Genomic DNA, 15,505 nt, shown 5'->3' with positions numbered 1-15,505 from the left:
ATCCACCGCTTTGCCATGCCACCAGAAAATCCAACATGCTCGACCGGCGACATTTTGTTCTGAGCGCCCTCGCCTCCTCGGCCCTGACCGCCTGCAGCGGCGGCGCACCCGCCAACCGCTACCTCCAGACACCCCTGCTCGCCAGCCATGCTGGCTACGGCGCGCGCTTCACGGAACCCGACTTCGTCAACGGCTGGGGCATTGCCATCCGCCCGGCCGGCGCAGGCGGCCATTTCTGGATCGGCGGCGGTGGCACTTCCTGGCAATTCCTGGGTGACGTCTCGCGCTCGTCCGAGCCGAGCCTGCGCACACTGCGCCAGGACGGCCTTCGCAAGGTGGCCGTGCCCCAGTCGGACTCCCGGATCGACGACGGCAGCGCAGGCAAGGTCACTGGCGTGGTCTACCACGGCGCGCCCCTGGAATCCCACCTGTTCCGCGTGCGCAGCCAGCCCGCAGGCGGGCGCCTGCTCGACGGCGCGGCGCGCTTCGTCTTCGTGACCGACAGCGGCAGCGTCAGCGCCTGGACCGAGCGCGACGCCGAGACGGGCGCCATCGTGCGCGTGGACGGCCCAGCCGTCGAGGTCTTCGATGGCACGGGCCGGGGCATGGCCTTCTTCGGCGCGGCCCTGCATACGGGCCGCTGGGACCGTCTGTGGCTGGCCGATTTCGGCGATCAGCCTCAGATCCGCACACTGGACGCGCAGTGGCAGCTCACCCCCACCCAGGGCTTCGTCAACCCCTTCGCCAGCGGCCCTGCCGGCGTTGCCAGACCTGGCGATCCCGTGCCGTTCAACATTCAGGTTGTCAACGACGGCTCAAGAGACCGCGTCTTCGTGCTCTACGCCATGAGCCAGCCTGACCCCGAGGACGCCGGCGCCTTCTTCGCGGGTGAGGAAGATGCCATGGATGCAGAGCGCGAGGCCGCAACCGGCAACCGCCCCGCGCGCGGCAAGCTGGCCGAATTCGATCTGGACGGCCGCCTGCAGCGGATCTATTCAGACGATGGCAGGCTCAACGCGCCCTGGGGCGTGGCCATCGCACCGCCCGACTTCGGGCCGCTATCGGGCCGGTTGCTGGTGGGCAACTTCGGCGGCGCGGGCCGCATCTGCGCCTTCGACCTGGACAGCGGCAGCTACGTGGACGAGCTGCGCGATGGCCAGGATCGCCCGGTCGCCATACCGGGCCTGTGGGCGCTGCAGTTCGGCAACGGTGTGGCCCTGGGCGACAGCAATGCCCTGTACTTCGCGGCCGGCCCCAAGGATGAGACCGAAGGCTTGTTCGGCTCGCTGAGGTTTGGCTAGAGTCACACCAGCCCGTGCGAGAGCAGATAGGTGATCGCATGGGCCACCATGGCCGCCTCCAGGCCATAGCGCCAGAACAGGAAGCCGCCCACGGCGCCGTGGACGATTTCGAACAGCAGCAGCTGCAGCACCAGCCCGTCCGACAGGCCGCCCCAGGTACCCCAGGCCAGCGCCAGCTGCAGCAAGCCCCAGAGCAGGGCCGACAGCATCACCGACCACCAGCCCAGCATCCAGCCCGGGCGGCGGTCGGTGCGCCCGCTCAGCCGCCACAGCAGCCACATCACCAGCGTCATGCCGCCCAGGCGCATCACCAGCTCGGCCGTGATGCCCGCGTACAGGATCTTGGCGCCCAGCGGCATGGCGTAGACGGGATCGATCAGGGTCAGGTCGTCGGGCCAGGCCAGGGCCAGGGTCACCAGCCAAGCCGCGCCGACCACGCCGCCAGCCAGCCCCGGCAGCGTGAGGTAGCGCACGGCGCGCTGGGGCGAACGCCCGGCCACCCAGGTGGTCAGCAGCGGTGCGGACAGGCCCAGCCTTGGCCCCAGCCACACCCCGACGCCCACGGGCAGGGCCAGCAGCGCGGCCATCACGCCAATGCCGGCCAGCGGCGTGGCCAGCGGCTCCACGGGCAGGCCCAGCAGGCGCATCCAGTCGGGCAGCACGAACCAGGCCATGGCCGCCACGCCGGGCAGGCCCAGCAGCCAGAGCACCGTGAAGATGCGCCAGCTCAGCCGTGGCAGCGCGGGCGGGACATAGGCCGATGGGGCGGGCATGAGGGTGGACACGGGGCCGGTGGTGGGCAGGCTGGCGTTGTCAGTCACGCATCAAGGCTTCTATCTCGTCGGGCTCCACGGGCACGCCGCGCGTGATCAGCTCGCAGCCCGTCTCGGTGACGATGGCATCGTCCTCGATGCGGATGCCGATGTTGTGGAACTGCTCGGGCACGCCGGCTGCAGGGCGCACGTAGATGCCCGGCTCGATGGTGGTGCACATTCCCGGGCGCAGGATGCGGCTGGGGCGGTTGGTGATGGTCTCGCCCGACAGCGGGTCCTTGCGCTCGTGCGACTGGCCCAGCTCCGAGGGCTCCACATAGCTGCCGCAGTCGTGCACGTCCATGCCCAGCCAGTGGCCCGTGCGATGCATGTAGAACTGGAAGAAGGCGCGCTGCTCGATCACGTCCTGGGCATTGCCATAGACCTTTCTGTCCAGCAGGCCCAGGTCCAGCATGCCCTGCGCCAGCACGGCCACGGTGGCGTCGTGCGGATCGTTGAAACGCGCACCGGCGCGCGTGGCCGCCACGGCGGCCTTCTGGCTGTCCAGCACCAGCTCGTAGAGCGCGCGCTGCGGGCCGGTGAAGCGGCCATCGGCGGGGAAGGTGCGCGTGATGTCGCTGGCGTAGCCGTCGAGCTCGCAGCCAGCGTCGATCAGCACCAGCTCGCCCGCGTGCACGGGCGCCTTGTCGGCCTGGTAGTGCAGCACGCAGGCGTTGGCGCCGGCCGCCACGATGGAGCCGTAGGCCACGTACTGCGAGCCCTGCTGGCGGAATTCATGCAGCAACTCGGCGTCCAAGTGGTATTCGCGCACCTCCTGGCCTGCGCGCAGCATGCGTGCCGAGCGCTGCATGGCACGGATATGGGCCTGGGCGCTGATGGCGGCGGCGCGGCGCATGATGTCCTGCTCATGCGCGTCCTTGACCAGGCGCATCTCGTCCAGCAGCGTGCACAGGTCGCCCTGCTCGGCCGGGCACAGCGCGCCGAAGCGCACGCGCGCGCGCACCTGGCCCAGCCAGCCTTCCACGCGCACGGCCAGGCCTTCATGCGTGGCGAACGGATACCAGAGGCGGCCCCGGTTCTCCAGCAGGCGGGGCAGGCGCGTATCGATCTCGGCGCTGGAGAACGCCTGGCTCACGCCCAGCGTGGCCACGGCGGCCTCGGGGCCCAGGCGGATGCCGTCCCAGATTTCGCGCTCCAGGTCCTTGGGCTGGCAGAACAGCACGCTGGTGCCGTCGGCGGCCAGCACCAGGCAGGCATTGGGCTCGGCAAAGCCGGTCAGGTAGTAGAAGTAGCTGTCGTGGCGGTACAGGTAGCCGGTGTCCCGGTTGCGCTGGCGCTCGGGAGCGGTGGGAATGATGGCGATGCCGCCAGCGCCCAACTGGGCGGCCAAGCGTGCGCGGCGTTGAGCGTAAACAGATGTCATACAGCTATCGTACTGCCGTCCGGGGTTCTCCACAGTCCCCTGAACAGGGGAACTTGGGGGTCGGACATCAGGCGTCAGGCTGGATTCAGTGCAGGCGCCGTCACTGCCCCAGGGCGCGCCGGTTCCAGGGCGCCTTCATCAGAACGCGCGCCAATCCGCAAAAGCCCGTGGCACCGGCCACGAGCAGGCCGCAGCCCACGAAGGCCGACAGCAGGTGCCACCACGGGGACACCGTGGCGCCGAGCACGGCGCCCAGCAGCGCCAGCCCGCCCGCGCCCAGTTGCACCTGGCGCTGCAGCTCCAGCGGCTGGCGGCTGTCGCGCAGCACGGGCAGGCCTTGTGCCTTCCAGGCGTCCAGGCCGCCGTCGAGCACATGGCCGGCACAGCCGGGCGGCAAGGCTGCCGCCAGGGCCTGGGCGTTGAGGCGCGTGCGGTGGCCGGAACGGCAGTGAAACACCACGGCGGCGGGCGCGCCGGCCAGGGCTCCCGCCGCCAGGCGATCCATGGGCAAGCTGCGGGCGCCGCCTATGCGTTCGCGCGCATGTTCGTCCGGCGCGCGGATGTCGATGAGCCAGGCGCCCTGCTCCTGCATCTGGCGGGCGGCTTGGGAGGAGACGGAGGAAAGGGACATGGATCAGCTCCTTGGGAACAGAGGATTTCAGGCGCAGAAGATGCTCTTGAGCGTGGCCACCAGCTTTTGCACATCGGGATTGGCGATGCGGTAGTACAGCGTCTGCGACTCGCGGCGGTAGGCAACCAGACCCTCTTCGCGCATGCGGGCCAGGTGCTGGGACAGGGCCGACTGGCTCAGCGGGATCTGCTGCAGCAATTCGCCCACGGACAGCTCGCCATGCTCGATCAGCAGGCACAGCACCAGCAGGCGGTTCTCGTTGCCCACGGCGCGCAGCAGCGCGGCGGCACGTGCAGCACCCTGCTGCAAAAAGGCCTGTTCGGGAGAGAGCGTCGGTTCGGTCATGGTTGATCAAGAACAATCTAATTTAGCAAATTCTAATATAATTGCCGACAGGCTGCACATGAGCCATCGAACCAGGAGTGCCCTCATGACATCACCGCTGCGCATTGCACCGTTCTTCGACGCCAACACCCACACCGTGACCTACCTGGCCTGGGACGCGGACACGGCCGATGCCGCCGTCATCGACCCCGTGCTCGACTACGACCACGCCAGCGGCCAGGCCCACACCGGCTCGGCCGATGCCGTGCTGGACGCCGCGCAGGCCCAGGGCCTGCGAGTGCGCTGGATTCTGGAAACCCATGCCCATGCCGATCACCTCAGCGCAGCCCCGTACCTGCGCGAGCGCACGGGCGCCCCGATTGCCGTGGGCGAGCACATCCGCGAGGTGCAGCGCATCTTCCGCCCCGTCTTCAACCTGCCCGCGTCCGGCGGCGACCAGCCCTTCGACCGGCTGCTGGCCGACGGCGACAGCCTGCCGCTGGGCGGGCTGCGCATCGAGGTGATGCACACGCCCGGCCATACGCCGGCCTGCGTGTCCTACCGCGTCGCGGACGCGGTCTTCGTGGGCGATACGCTGTTCATGCCCGACTACGGCACGGCGCGCGCCGACTTCCCCGGCGGCGATGCGGGCACGCTGTTCCGCTCCATCCAGCGCCTGCTGGCCCTGCCGCCCGCAACGCGATTGTTCATGTGCCATGACTACAAGGCGCCGGGCCGCGACCGCCATGCCTGGGAAACCACGGTGGACGCGCAACGCGCCGGCAATGTGCATGTGCACACGGGCGTGGACGAGGCCAGCTTCGTGGCCATGCGCAACCAGCGAGACGCCACGCTGTCCGCGCCCGCCCTGCTGCTGCCCGCCATCCAGGTCAACATGCACGCAGGCCATTGGCCTGCGGCCGAGGCCAATGGCGTGCACTACCTCAAAATCCCGCTGCGCATGAAGCATCGGCCCCGGGCAGCGGACGCAAAGCAGGCGTAGAGTCGTCCGTTGCCTCTCCCACCCCTCTTGCGACACCCCAGGACAAAGGACCTTCCATGATCCACAGCGCCCACGCCACCAGCACGGACACCCCCTATCGCGTCACGCTCGGCGACCCCCAAGGCCACAGCTGGCATGTGGACGAGCCCGCGGACAAGGGCGGCGGCGACACGGCGCCCAACCCGCTGCAGCTGCTGCTGTCGGCCCTGGGCGCCTGCACCACGGTCACGCTGCAGATGTACGCGGCGCGCAAGCAGTGGAAGCTGGAGCAGGTGGACGTGCAACTGCGCCTGAACCCCGAAGGCACGCCCGCCAGCGGCAACCTGATCGAGCGCCAGATCACGCTGCAAGGCGCGCTGGACGACGAGCAGCGCCAGCGCCTGCTGCAGGTGGCCGAGGCCTGCCCCGTGCACAAGCTGCTGGCCGGCGAGGTACACATCCAGACCGCGCTGCAGCTGCCGGCCTGAGCGTGCGCCAAGCCACCATGCAAAAAGCCCTGCAGCTGTCAGGCCGCAGGGCTTTTGGGAGTGGATGGGGACATGGCCGGCGTCAGGCTTGGCTGACCTCGATCTCCCCGGTATCGACATAGAGCTCGAACTCGCGCTTGGCCAGCGACACGGTGATCGGCTGCTCGTCCTGGGTCCAGGACAGCACATAGCTTCCGATGGCCGTGGCCACCTGCACACGGGTGCCGCGCGGAATGTCTTCCAGGGGGCCGTCGCCTACCCGGTGCTGCACATTGCCGGTGACCGTGGCTTCGAACTTCTCGGGGAATCGCTGGACTTCCACGGCGCTCTGGACCGCCTCTTCAGCGGCTTCGGCTTGCGTCTGTACGGATGTATTCATGGCGTTTTCTCCTGTAAGAGTGAGGCCGGCGCTCGCCAAAATGGCGGGCGCCGGTCCGTTCTTCGAATGTAAACAATGTTCCTGAGAACGCGCTGTCAGCGAACAGGCCCAATCGATGCGAGCCGCGTTTGCCTGCTGCGCCGCCCTGCACGACACTGGTGGCTTCCCCCACGAAACAGGCCGATCCGACCATGTCCGACACGTCCCAGCCCCACTCCCAACCCCAGCACCTGCCCACCCGCACCGCCGATGTGGGCGGCATTCCCATCCAGCGCGCCATTCCCCAGCGCGCACTGCGCAAGGTCGGCGCCTGGTGCTTTCTCGACCACGCCGGTCCTGCCGACCCCGCGCCACCGGGCATGCAGGTCGGCCCGCATCCGCACATCGGCCTGCAGACCTTCACCTGGATGATCCGCGGCGAAGTGCTGCACCGCGACAGCCTGGGCCACACCCAGATCATCCGCCCCGGCCAGGTCAACCTGATGACGGCCGGCCACGGCATCGCCCACTCCGAGGAAAGCCAGACGCCCTCGCACATCCACGCCGCGCAGCTGTGGATTGCGCTGCCCGAGTCGCACCGCAACGGTCCGCCGCGCTTCCAGCACTACCCCGAGCTGCCCAGGACCACGGTGGGCGACTTCACGGCCACGGTGCTGGCCGGCGAAGCGCTGGGCCTGACGTCGCCGGCCGAGGTGCACACGCCCCTGATGAGCGTGGACCTGCATGCGGACAGCGCGGGCAATGGCAATGCCGTCGCCACGCTGCCGCTGCGCGCCGATTTCGAGCATGCCGTGCTCAGCCTGGAAGGCAGCGTGAGCGTGAACGGCCAGCCCCTGCCGGTGGAGGAACTGCTCTACCTGCCCCTGGGCACGGCCTCGGTCGCCATCGAGACCACGCCCGGCAGCCGCCTGCTGGTCATTGGCGGCGAGCCCATGGATGAAGCCATCTTGCTGTGGTGGAACTTCGTGGCCCGCACCAGCGAAGAAATCGCCGAGGCCCGCGCGCAATGGGAAGCGGAGGCCGCTCAGGATGCGCAGGCCCTGCCCGCAGGTGCGGCGCGCCGCTTCGGGCCGCCGCTGGCATCGCCCCTGAAGCCGCTGCATGCGCCTTCGCTGGATGGCGTGGTGCTGCGCGCCTCGCGCTGAACGCGCTTGCTGCGGCGATCGACCTGCAGCCATGGCCCTGCCCAACAAAAAGGCGCCCCCAGTGGGGCGCCTTGCCGTTTGTGTTGCGGGAATTTCGAGGGTCAGGCCGGGCTGGCCGCATCCACCTCGGTGCCGTCTTCCACGCCGCGAACGCTCTCGCGGCCGTTCTTGTCCTTGAGCTTGCCCAGGTCGGTCTCCACGGCCCGCTTCAGCTTTTCAATGGCCGCGTTGAAGGCATCCTTGACCTTTTCAGCCTCGGCGTTCACGGCGATCGGCGGGCGGCCATTGGCCCGGGTCTCCAGAACGCAGCGCTTGCCGGGAGCGCCGGAGGTCTTGAGCGCATCGACGCCGGTGAGGAAAACCTCCACGCGTACCACGTAGTCCTTGAATCTCGCCAGCTTGGCGTTGATCTCTTCCTGCGCCCATTGCGCCAAGGACTCGCCACCCTGGATCGAATCGTCGGCATGAACCTGAACTTGCATGCATATCCTCCTAGTCGCCAAAAGCCGCACCACCGGCGCGGCGGGGTTGTCGGGGCCATTGATGAACTGGCGAATCCATCGTAACGCCATGCGGGCTGCCTGCACAGCAAGTCGCACCCTGCGTCGTCAGGTTTTTCGCGCTGCAGCATCCGCAGCCCCAACCCCTGCCTACAGGCTACACCCGCGGGCGGGGCGCCTGCACGAATGGACCGAAAAAGCTTGAGATGCCTCAAGACAACTCTTGCATTCACCTACACCTATTTGCAGTGATGGCCCTGCGCCGGTCGCGGGCGTTCAACCCCTTCCTACAGGTCGCAGGCACGATTGGGCTTACAACGTGGTCATCAGGACTTTCCCCTTGCCCACCACCCCATGAGCCCACTTGCCTCACGCCGCCTCAAGATCGGCCTTTCGGCCTGTTTCTCCCATGCGGACCCGCAGCGTCCGCTTTTCACGGGCAAGACGCTGCAGTACGTGGAGCAATCGATAGCGCACTGGATCATGTCGGCCGGCGCCATGGTGGTGATGGTGCCCTGCCCCACAGGAGAGACCGCGCGCGGCGACGTGACGCTGGAGCACTATGCCGAGTGGCTGGACGGCGTGGTCATGCACGGCGGCGCCGATGTCTGGCCCGGCAGCTATGGCGAGGAGCCCATGCGCCCCGAATGGCTGGGCGACCGCGTGCGCGACCTCTACGACCTGGCCGTGGTCGAGGCGTTTTCCCAGGCCGGCAAGCCCATCTTCGGCGTCTGCCGCGGTCTGCAGCTGATCAACGTGGCCTTCGGCGGAACGCTCTACCAGGACATCGAGACCCAGGTGCCCGGCTCGCAGCTGCACCGCAATCCCACCGAGTACGACCGCCACTACCACGACATCGCCATCGTGCCCGGCAGCCGGCTGGAGGCGCTGTACCCCACGCTGGACCGCGCACGCGTGAACAGCATCCACCACCAGGGCATCAAGGACGTGGCGCCCGAGTTCGATGTGGAGGCCTGGAGCCTGCCCGACCGCATTCCCGAGGCCATCTTCCGCAAGCCCGGCACGCTCAAGAGCTATATCGCCGCCACGCAGTGGCACCCCGAATTCCAGTTCCGCAACCCGGACACCAGCACGCTGGATGACAGCGTGCTGCTGCGCGACTTCCTGGCCGCCTGCTCACGCGCCCGCGTGAGCCCGGCCGTGAGCCACAGCCCCTTCCAGATCCGCAACCGCGCCGCGCGCCTGCTGCGCCGCGCCTTGCTTCGCAGGCATTGACGGCCCGGCGCCGCCAAGCGCCTGCGCCACCACCTGCCGCAACTGCCCGCGCAGCCACGCATGGGCGGGATCGGCCTGGTGGCGCGTATGCCAGATCATGAACATGGGCAGCGGCGGGCAGTCCACGGGCACGGCAAAGCTGGCCAGCGATGACAGGGCCGTGCGGCCCAGCAGCGACGGCGCCGTCGCCAGCAACGGCGTGCCGCGCACGAAGGCGGCCAGCGCCGCAAAGCCCGGCACGCGCACGGCAAAGCGGCGCTCCAGCCCGCGCGCCTGCAGTTGCAGGTCCAGGTCCAGCGCCTGGCGGTCGGCATAGGCCACGGTGGCGTGGTCGGCGCGCAGATAGTCGGCCAGGCTGGCCGGCGGCTGTCGCACGGCGCTGTCATAGAAGACTGCGTACTCATCGCTGAACAGGCGCTTTTGCACGATGTCCGTGGCATCGGGCGGGCGCGGGCTGATGGCCAGCAGGCAGGCATCCGAGCGCAGCAGTTCGGCATCCGGCGCGCCGCTGTCGATCACGCGCAGCACCGTCCCGGGCGCGGCTGAGCGCAGGCGCCGGGCCAGCGCGGGCAGCAGCAACTCGCGCTGCAGGTCGTTGGCGGCAATGGTGATCTCGGCACGCCAGTGCGCGGGGTCAAAGCTGGGCCCCTGGCCGAACTGCTGCATCTGCCGCAGCAGCTCGCGCGCCGGTTCCTGCAGCGCGAGCGCATGGGCCGTGGGTGCAATGCCCCGCCCCTGCCGCACGAACAATCGGTCGCCCGTGATGGCGCGCAGCTTGTCCAGCAGATGGCTGACGGCCGACTGCGTCACGCCCAGGCGCTGCGCCGCCGCCGTGACGCTGCCGGTCTCCAGCACGGCCAGCAGCAGTTGCAGCAGCCGTCCGTCCAGCTGCGATCCATCGATTTGTCTCATGCATTCCATGATTGGCCGCCGCTTTATCTTTGGCAACGCGGGCCGGACACTGCCGCTGATCCAACGCAAATACCGGAGACAAAACATGGCCGATCAGCCGCAGATTCCCGGCACCACCCTGTTCGATGGCAGGCAGGCCCGCAAGGGCTATGCGCTCAACAGCATGTGCTTTTCCTTCAACGAGCTGGCCAACCGCCAGGCCTTCCTGGCCGACGAGGAGGCCTATATGCGCAGCTACGGGCTGAACCAGGAGCAGGCCGATGCCGTGCGCGCGCGCAACGTGCTGCAGATGATCGCGGCCGGCGGCAACGCCTACTACCTGGCCAAGCTGGCCGGCATCTTCCACCTGGACATGCAGGACATAGGCGCCCAGCAGACCGGCATGACCAAGGCCGAGTTCCAGGCCCTGCTGCGCTCGCACGCCTGAGCCCCGCCGCAGCCCACACGCAAGACACAGCACAGGAGACACCCACCATGGCACATCTCATCGGCGGCCTCGGCACCTCGCACATTCCCGCCATCGGCAACGCCATCCACAAGGGCCTGCAGAACGAGCCCTACTGGAAGCCCTTCTTCGACGGCTTCCCGCCCATCCGCGAATGGCTGGCCGCGCAGCGCCCCGACGTGGTGGTGATGTTCTACAACGACCACGGCCTGAACTTCTTCCTCGACAAGATGCCCACCTTCGCCGTGGGCGCGGCCGAGCGCTACTGCAACGCCGACGAAGGCTGGGGCATTCCCACGCTGGCACCGCTGCGCGGCCACACGGAGCTGTCATGGCACCTGATCGAGTCCCTGGTGGGCGAGGATTTCGACGTGGTCAGCTGCCAGGAAATGCTGGTGGACCACGCTTGCACGCTGCCGCTCAAGCTGTTCTGGCCCGAGGGCGACTGCCCTGTGGCCGTCGTGCCGGTGTGCATCAACACCGTGCAGTTCCCGCTGCCCTCGGCGCGCCGCTGCTATGCGCTGGGCCAGGCCGTGGGCCGGGCCATCGCGCGCTGGAACAGCGACCAGCGCGTGGCCGTCATCGCCTCAGGAGGCCTGTCGCACCAGCTCGATGGCGAGCGCGCGGGCTTCATCAACAAGGCCTTCGACCTGCAGTTCCTTGAAAGCATGGCCACCAATCCCGAATGGGCCACGCAGTTCAGCGTGCATGAACTGGTGGAAAAGACCGGCACCCAGGGCGTGGAACTGCTGATGTGGCTGGCCATGCGCGGCGCCCTGTCCGCGGCTGCGCCCGGCGTGCGCCGCGTGCACGGCAACTACCACATACCGATCTCCAACACCGCCACGGCGCTGCTGGCGCTGGAGGCGGTCTAGTCGGAAAACACAAAGGCCGCCGGGCATGCCAGGCGGCCTTTGTGCTTTGCGGGGCCGTGCGGACCGGGTGTATCCCGGCCCTGCCTCTCAATGGTGGTGGCCGTGGCCGCCGTGCACGTGGCGGTGCTCGATTTCCTCGGGCTTGGCCGCGCGCACTTCGGTGACCTTGCAGGCAAAGTGCAGCGACATGCCGGCCAGCGGGTGGTTGCCGTCCAGCAGCACCACGGGGCCCTTGATCTTGACCACGTGGTAGATCTGGGGCTGGCCCTGGTCATCGGTGCCGCGCAGCTGGCCGCCGACCTTCACGCCGGGCGGGAACTCGCCCTTGGGAATGGTGCGGGTCAGGCTCTCGTCGCGCGCGCCGAAGGCGTCTTCCACGGCCAGGTCCACGGTCAACGTGTCGCCCACGGCCTTGCCGTCCAGGGCGGCTTCCACCTTGGCGAAGATGTTGTCGTAGCCGCCGTGCAGATAGGCCACGTCGCCCTTGTCGAGCAGTTTGCCCAGCTTGTCGGTGATCTTGTAGTTGATGGTGACGGCGGTGTCTTTGGTGATGTTCATGGCAAAGGCCTTGGAAAACCGCAGCGCAGAAGGCGCGCCGCGCAAAGCTGCCATTGTCGGCGACCTGGGGCATTCCAGCGTCGCGGCCGTGGGTTCACCGGCCGCCCAACCTCAAGCCAGGCACTCGCGCGCGCATTCGAGCAGGCTGCGCGCCCAGCGCGCGCGGGCCGAGGTGTTCAGCCACAGCAGGCCGACCTTGCGCGCATCGGCGGGGCGGGAGCCGGCGCCGTCCGCTGCGGCGCCGTGCTCGGGCAGCGCCAGCACGCGCACGTCGCGGCCCTGGGAGAGCACGGGGCCTATGTCGGGCACCAGGCCCACGCCCAGGCCCTGGTCCACCATCATGGCCACGGCCAGCACCGAGTTCAATTCCATGCGCTCCAGCGGCGCAATGCCCTGGGCGCGCAGGTAGCGGTCGGCCAGCCGGCCACCGGCCAGGGATCGGTCGTAGCGCACCAGGGGCCGGGTGCGCAGCAGGGCCAGCGGGTCCTGCTGCGCATCCCGGGTGCGGCACAGCACGACCAAAGGCTCCTGGCGCAGCTCGGCCCAGCACACGGTCTTGGGCAGGTCGAACGAGGGTTGCAGGCAGATCAGCACGTCCAGCTCGGACTGGACCAGGGCCGTGTACAGCTCGGGCGTGAGGCCGGCGCGCACGCTGATGCGCACCTCGGCGTGGCGCGCCACGAAGGCCCGCATCACGGCGGGCACAAAGCCGTGCAGCGCCGTGTTCACGGTGCCCAGCCGCAGCTCGCCGCCGTCCGCGTCCGAGGCCACCCATTCGCGCAGGCCCTCGAAGTCCTGCAGCAACTGGCGACCACGCTCGAACAGCCGCTCGCCCGCCTCGGTGGCGCGCACGCTGCGGCCATGGCGCACCAGCAGCGGCGCGCCCAGCTCGCCCTCCAGCACGCGCATCTGCTGGGCAATGGCCGAGGGGCTCAGGTCCAGCTGGCGAGCGGCCTCGGACATGGAGCCGGTGTCCACCACTCTCAAGAAATTGTGTATGTATCTCACGTCCATTTCACACATTTTCTTGAATCACAACGCAGATGCAACTGCTGTTTTCCCAGGCTGTGCTGCACCACACTGCGTGACAACGACTATTTCAGGAGACAGACGCATGGATTCCCGGCCCACCTCTCAAACCGCTCAAGCCTCTCAGACCTCTTTGCCGCGCCGGATGTGGCTGTCCACCGCCGCCGCCGCGCTGGCCGCCTGTGCGCTGCCGGCCTGGGCCCAAAAGCGCGGCAGCCGCCTGGTGGTGCCGTTTGCGCCAGGCGGCGGCAACGATGTGTTTGCACGGCAGATGGCGCATGGCCTCAACGAGTCCTTCGGCTACGGGATGATCGTGGAGAACAAGGCCGGCGCGGGCGGCAACCTGGGCACGGAAGCCGTGGTGCGTGCGGCGGGCGACGGCAGCACCTGGCTGCTGGGCCACACGGGCACGGTGTCCATCAATCCCTCGCTGTATCCGGGCCTCAAGTTCAATGCGGCCACCGATCTGCAGCCGGTGGCCATGTTCGCTTCGTCGGCCCTGCTGCTGGTGGTGCCGGCTTCCTCGCCCGTGCGCAGCGTGGCCGATCTGGCCGAGCAGATGCGCAAGCGCAGCGGCGAGATGAACTACGCCTCCAGCGGCTCGGGCACGGGCGGCCACCTGACGGGCGAGATGTTCGCCCACGCGCTGGGCGCCAAGGCCATCCACGTGCCGTACAAGGGCACGGCCCCGTCGCTGACCGATCTGGTGGGCGGCAATGTGGACTTCAGCTTTGGCGTGATTCCCGCGGCCATGGCCCTGGTGAAGGCCGGCAAGCTGCGCGCCCTGGCCGTGACCGGCGCCAAACGCCAGCCCCAGCTGCCCGACGTGCCCACGGTGGCCGAGTCCGGCGTGCGTGCGCTGGCCGACTTCGAGAGCTCGCTGACCTACGGCATCCTCGCGCCCAGGGGCACGCCTGCCGAGACGGTGCGCGCGCTGGGGCGCGACATCCTCAAGGTGGCGTCTGCCGAGTCCTTCCAGTCGCGCCTGGGCATCGAGGGCGCCGTGCCGCTGCTGGGCGATGGCGCGCAGTACGCGGCCCGCATCCAGGTGGAGAGCGCCAAGTGGGCCGCCGTGATCAAGGCCTCGGGCGCCACGGCCTGAGACCGGCAAGGACAGCATGTCATTGGTGAAGGACTATCTGGGCCCCGCCGACAGCGGCCACTGGTTTGCGGACGCGCGCTGGCTGCAGGCGCTGCTGCGCTTCGAGAGCGCGCTGGCCCAGGCCCAGGCCGACTGCGGCCTGGTGCCGCGCCCGGCCGCCGAGGCCATTGCGCGCGCCTGCGCGCAGGCGCCGCTCACGTGCGAAGGCGTGGTGGAGCAGGCACGCGCCAGCGGCGCGCTGGGCCTGGCCGTGGTGCGGCCGCTGCAGCAGTGGCTGCAGGCCCACGCCCCCGAAGGCATGCCCTGGCTGCACTGGGGCGCGACCACGCAGGACGCCGTGGACACGGCGCAGGCCCTGCTCACGCAGCAGGCCCTGCAGGCGCTGCTGGCCGAGCTGGGCGCGCTGCAGTCCGCACTGCAGGCCCTGGCCCGCACGCACGCGGCCACGCCCATGCTGGCGCGCAGCCTGCTGCAGCCCGCGCAGATCACCAGCTTCGGATTCAAGTGCGCGCAGTCGGCTGCCGCCGTGGGGCGCAGCATCGAACAGTTTGAAAGGCTTGCCACCGCTGCGCTGTGCGTGCAATTGGGCGGCGCCGTGGGCAATGGCGCCGTGCTGGGAAGCCACCGTGCCGAGGTGGAGCAGGCACTGGCCCGGCGCCTGGGCCTGTCGGCCTGCGGACGCAGCTGGCATACCCAGCGCGACGACTGGATGCGCCTGGCCATGGAGGCCGCCGTATGCGGCGGCAGCCTGGCCAAGCTGGCCAAGGACTGGTCGCTGATGGCGCAGTACGAGGTGGGCGAGGTCAGCGAGGCGCCGCGCGGCAGCACCTCCAGCGCCATGCCGCACAAGCGCAATCCCGTGCACCTGATGCAGGCGGTGGCACAGGCCCAGGCCATCCCCCAGCTCGCGGCCCTGCTGCTGGGCTGCATGGCCCAGGCCCATGAGCGCGCGCTGGGCGAGTGGCAGGCCGAGGTCGCGCACTGGCCCGACCTGTGGCGCCATGTGCATGGCGCCGCCGCCGCATTGCGCCAGGCCGCGCAGTCGCTGCAGGTGCATCCGCAGCGCATGCTGGGCCATGTGCGGGGCCTGCACGGACTGGTGTTTTCAGAGGCCTGCGTGCACGCCATGGCGCCCTGGACGGGCAAGCCCGAGGCCCTGGCCGCCGTGGAGCTGCTGGCCCCGCAGGCGCTGGAGCAGGGGCGCGAGCTGCGCCTGCTGCTGGCCGAATGGGCCGCGCCCCGGCTGGACGAAGCAGCCTTGCAAGCGCTGCAAGATGCGCTGGCCCGGGCCTGCGACCCGGCACGCGCCGTGCAGGCATCGCATGATGCGTGCCTGGCGCTGCTGGCAGCGCCGCAGATCCACGCCAATGCCCATTCCCATGCTTGACACAGGAACCCCCGC

Annotated in this window: 18 protein-coding genes; 9 read left to right on the top strand and 9 right to left on the bottom strand. The window is 69.2% G+C overall.

Annotation, left to right across the window (positions count from 1 at the left end; translation table 11 throughout):
• Positions 1 to 35 precede the first annotated feature (35 nt).
• Positions 36 to 1,301, top strand: a complete 1,266-nt coding sequence (locus tag BO996_RS04750; RefSeq protein ID WP_071954145.1) for a TIGR03118 family protein — start codon at positions 36 to 38, stop codon at positions 1,299 to 1,301.
• A 2-nt stretch (positions 1,302 to 1,303) separates the two neighbouring features.
• Here the strand turns inward: BO996_RS04750 and BO996_RS04745 are convergent, their stop codons facing one another.
• The 4 genes from BO996_RS04745 to BO996_RS04730 form a co-directional block, all read right to left on the bottom strand.
• Positions 1,304 to 2,122, bottom strand: a complete 819-nt coding sequence (locus BO996_RS04745; RefSeq protein WP_012202858.1) for a hypothetical protein — start codon at positions 2,120 to 2,122, stop codon at positions 1,304 to 1,306.
• Positions 2,115 to 3,497 carry an aminopeptidase P N-terminal domain-containing protein gene (locus tag BO996_RS04740; protein ID WP_012202857.1) on the bottom strand — a complete coding sequence of 461 codons (1,383 nt, stop codon included), beginning with the start codon at positions 3,495 to 3,497 and terminating at the stop codon, positions 2,115 to 2,117. Before BO996_RS04740 ends, BO996_RS04745 begins: the two co-directional genes overlap by 8 nt.
• A gap of 100 nt (positions 3,498 to 3,597) precedes the next feature.
• Positions 3,598 to 4,128, bottom strand: coding sequence for a rhodanese family protein (locus tag BO996_RS04735; protein ID WP_071954144.1), 531 nt, complete (start codon positions 4,126 to 4,128; stop codon positions 3,598 to 3,600).
• 27 nt (positions 4,129 to 4,155) lie between these two features.
• Entirely contained in the window at positions 4,156 to 4,473 is a 318-nt protein-coding gene (locus BO996_RS04730; protein WP_071954143.1) for an ArsR/SmtB family transcription factor, read from the bottom strand.
• 85 nt (positions 4,474 to 4,558) lie between these two features.
• Here BO996_RS04730 and BO996_RS04725 point away from each other — a divergent pair, with 85 nt between their 5' ends.
• The gene (locus BO996_RS04725; protein WP_071954142.1) at positions 4,559 to 5,455 is read left to right on the top strand and encodes an MBL fold metallo-hydrolase; all 897 of its coding nucleotides are present in this window, start codon (positions 4,559 to 4,561) and stop codon (positions 5,453 to 5,455) included.
• Positions 5,456 to 5,511: 56 nt separating this feature from the next.
• Positions 5,512 to 5,922, top strand: a complete 411-nt coding sequence (locus tag BO996_RS04720) for an OsmC family protein (RefSeq protein ID WP_012202853.1) — start codon at positions 5,512 to 5,514, stop codon at positions 5,920 to 5,922.
• A gap of 82 nt (positions 5,923 to 6,004) precedes the next feature.
• Here BO996_RS04720 and BO996_RS04715 read toward each other — a convergent pair whose 3' ends face one another.
• Positions 6,005 to 6,301 (bottom strand): hypothetical protein, encoded by a 297-nt coding sequence (locus tag BO996_RS04715; RefSeq protein ID WP_012202852.1) that lies wholly within the window; start codon positions 6,299 to 6,301, stop codon positions 6,005 to 6,007.
• Positions 6,302 to 6,492: 191 nt separating this feature from the next.
• On the opposite strand from BO996_RS04715, the gene BO996_RS04710 reads away from it, so the two are divergent.
• The gene (locus BO996_RS04710; protein ID WP_071954141.1) at positions 6,493 to 7,446 is read left to right on the top strand and encodes a pirin family protein; all 954 of its coding nucleotides are present in this window, start codon (positions 6,493 to 6,495) and stop codon (positions 7,444 to 7,446) included.
• A gap of 101 nt (positions 7,447 to 7,547) precedes the next feature.
• Here BO996_RS04710 and BO996_RS04705 read toward each other — a convergent pair whose 3' ends face one another.
• Entirely contained in the window at positions 7,548 to 7,928 is a 381-nt protein-coding gene (locus tag BO996_RS04705; protein ID WP_012202850.1) for an HPF/RaiA family ribosome-associated protein, read from the bottom strand.
• A gap of 372 nt (positions 7,929 to 8,300) precedes the next feature.
• Between BO996_RS04705 and BO996_RS04700 the strand changes: the two genes are divergently transcribed.
• Positions 8,301 to 9,182 carry a gamma-glutamyl-gamma-aminobutyrate hydrolase family protein gene (locus tag BO996_RS04700; RefSeq protein WP_012202849.1) on the top strand — a complete coding sequence of 294 codons (882 nt, stop codon included), beginning with the start codon at positions 8,301 to 8,303 and terminating at the stop codon, positions 9,180 to 9,182.
• On the opposite strand, the gene BO996_RS04695 is transcribed toward BO996_RS04700, so the two are convergent.
• Entirely contained in the window at positions 9,084 to 10,103 is a 1,020-nt protein-coding gene (locus tag BO996_RS04695; protein ID WP_071954140.1) for a LysR family transcriptional regulator, read from the bottom strand. The two genes, BO996_RS04700 and BO996_RS04695, sit on opposite strands and share 99 nt — an antisense overlap.
• 76 nt (positions 10,104 to 10,179) lie before the next feature.
• Here BO996_RS04695 and BO996_RS04690 point away from each other — a divergent pair, with 76 nt between their 5' ends.
• Together BO996_RS04690 and BO996_RS04685 are read left to right on the top strand one after the other, a co-directional pair.
• The gene (locus BO996_RS04690) at positions 10,180 to 10,521 is read left to right on the top strand and encodes a protocatechuate 4,5-dioxygenase subunit alpha (protein ID WP_012202847.1); all 342 of its coding nucleotides are present in this window, start codon (positions 10,180 to 10,182) and stop codon (positions 10,519 to 10,521) included.
• 47 nt (positions 10,522 to 10,568) lie between these two features.
• Positions 10,569 to 11,414: a class III extradiol dioxygenase family protein gene (locus BO996_RS04685; protein WP_047326366.1), complete on the top strand. Its 846-nt coding sequence runs from the start codon at positions 10,569 to 10,571 to the stop codon at positions 11,412 to 11,414.
• 87 nt (positions 11,415 to 11,501) lie between these two features.
• On the opposite strand, the gene BO996_RS04680 is transcribed toward BO996_RS04685, so the two are convergent.
• Entirely contained in the window at positions 11,502 to 11,972 is a 471-nt protein-coding gene (locus BO996_RS04680) for an FKBP-type peptidyl-prolyl cis-trans isomerase (RefSeq protein ID WP_071957024.1), read from the bottom strand.
• A gap of 111 nt (positions 11,973 to 12,083) precedes the next feature.
• The gene (locus BO996_RS04675; RefSeq protein ID WP_034389832.1) at positions 12,084 to 12,986 is read right to left on the bottom strand and encodes a LysR family transcriptional regulator; all 903 of its coding nucleotides are present in this window, start codon (positions 12,984 to 12,986) and stop codon (positions 12,084 to 12,086) included.
• 100 nt (positions 12,987 to 13,086) lie between these two features.
• On the opposite strand from BO996_RS04675, the gene BO996_RS04670 reads away from it, so the two are divergent.
• Positions 13,087 to 14,103 carry a Bug family tripartite tricarboxylate transporter substrate binding protein gene (locus BO996_RS04670; protein WP_043825399.1) on the top strand — a complete coding sequence of 339 codons (1,017 nt, stop codon included), beginning with the start codon at positions 13,087 to 13,089 and terminating at the stop codon, positions 14,101 to 14,103.
• A gap of 16 nt (positions 14,104 to 14,119) precedes the next feature.
• On the top strand, positions 14,120 to 15,490 hold the full coding sequence (locus tag BO996_RS04665) for a lyase family protein (RefSeq protein ID WP_071954139.1): 1,371 nt from the start codon (positions 14,120 to 14,122) through the stop codon (positions 15,488 to 15,490).
• The last annotated feature ends 15 nt before the right edge of the window (positions 15,491 to 15,505 follow it).

It is taken from the genome of Delftia sp. HK171 (genome assembly GCF_001886655.1).
Taxonomy (GTDB): Bacteria; Pseudomonadota; Gammaproteobacteria; order Burkholderiales; family Burkholderiaceae_C; genus Comamonas; species Comamonas acidovorans.
This window is presented reverse-complemented; position numbering and strand designations above follow the sequence as displayed.

Excerpts from the sequence above, each read along its gene's own strand:
- BO996_RS04715 (WP_012202852.1), bottom strand. The coding sequence starts at position 6,301 with ATGAATACATCCGTACAGACGCAAGCCGAAGCCGCTGAAGAGGCGGTC.
- BO996_RS04740 (WP_012202857.1), bottom strand. The coding sequence starts at position 3,497 with ATGACATCTGTTTACGCTCAACGCCGCGCACGCTTGGCCGCCCAGTTG.
- BO996_RS04695 (WP_071954140.1), bottom strand. The coding sequence starts at position 10,103 with ATGGAATGCATGAGACAAATCGATGGATCGCAGCTGGACGGACGGCTG.
- BO996_RS04675 (WP_034389832.1), bottom strand. The coding sequence starts at position 12,986 with ATGGACGTGAGATACATACACAATTTCTTGAGAGTGGTGGACACCGGC.
- BO996_RS04685 (WP_047326366.1), top strand. The coding sequence starts at position 10,569 with ATGGCACATCTCATCGGCGGCCTCGGCACCTCGCACATTCCCGCCATC.
- BO996_RS04720 (WP_012202853.1), top strand. The coding sequence starts at position 5,512 with ATGATCCACAGCGCCCACGCCACCAGCACGGACACCCCCTATCGCGTC.
- BO996_RS04690 (WP_012202847.1), top strand. The coding sequence starts at position 10,180 with ATGGCCGATCAGCCGCAGATTCCCGGCACCACCCTGTTCGATGGCAGG.
- BO996_RS04670 (WP_043825399.1), top strand. The coding sequence starts at position 13,087 with ATGGATTCCCGGCCCACCTCTCAAACCGCTCAAGCCTCTCAGACCTCT.
- BO996_RS04710 (WP_071954141.1), top strand. The coding sequence starts at position 6,493 with ATGTCCGACACGTCCCAGCCCCACTCCCAACCCCAGCACCTGCCCACC.
- BO996_RS04730 (WP_071954143.1), bottom strand. The coding sequence starts at position 4,473 with ATGACCGAACCGACGCTCTCTCCCGAACAGGCCTTTTTGCAGCAGGGT.
- BO996_RS04700 (WP_012202849.1), top strand. The coding sequence starts at position 8,301 with ATGAGCCCACTTGCCTCACGCCGCCTCAAGATCGGCCTTTCGGCCTGT.
- BO996_RS04705 (WP_012202850.1), bottom strand. The coding sequence starts at position 7,928 with ATGCAAGTTCAGGTTCATGCCGACGATTCGATCCAGGGTGGCGAGTCC.
- BO996_RS04750 (WP_071954145.1), top strand. The coding sequence starts at position 36 with ATGCTCGACCGGCGACATTTTGTTCTGAGCGCCCTCGCCTCCTCGGCC.
- BO996_RS04725 (WP_071954142.1), top strand. The coding sequence starts at position 4,559 with ATGACATCACCGCTGCGCATTGCACCGTTCTTCGACGCCAACACCCAC.
- BO996_RS04735 (WP_071954144.1), bottom strand. The coding sequence starts at position 4,128 with ATGTCCCTTTCCTCCGTCTCCTCCCAAGCCGCCCGCCAGATGCAGGAG.
- BO996_RS04680 (WP_071957024.1), bottom strand. The coding sequence starts at position 11,972 with ATGAACATCACCAAAGACACCGCCGTCACCATCAACTACAAGATCACC.
- BO996_RS04665 (WP_071954139.1), top strand. The coding sequence starts at position 14,120 with ATGTCATTGGTGAAGGACTATCTGGGCCCCGCCGACAGCGGCCACTGG.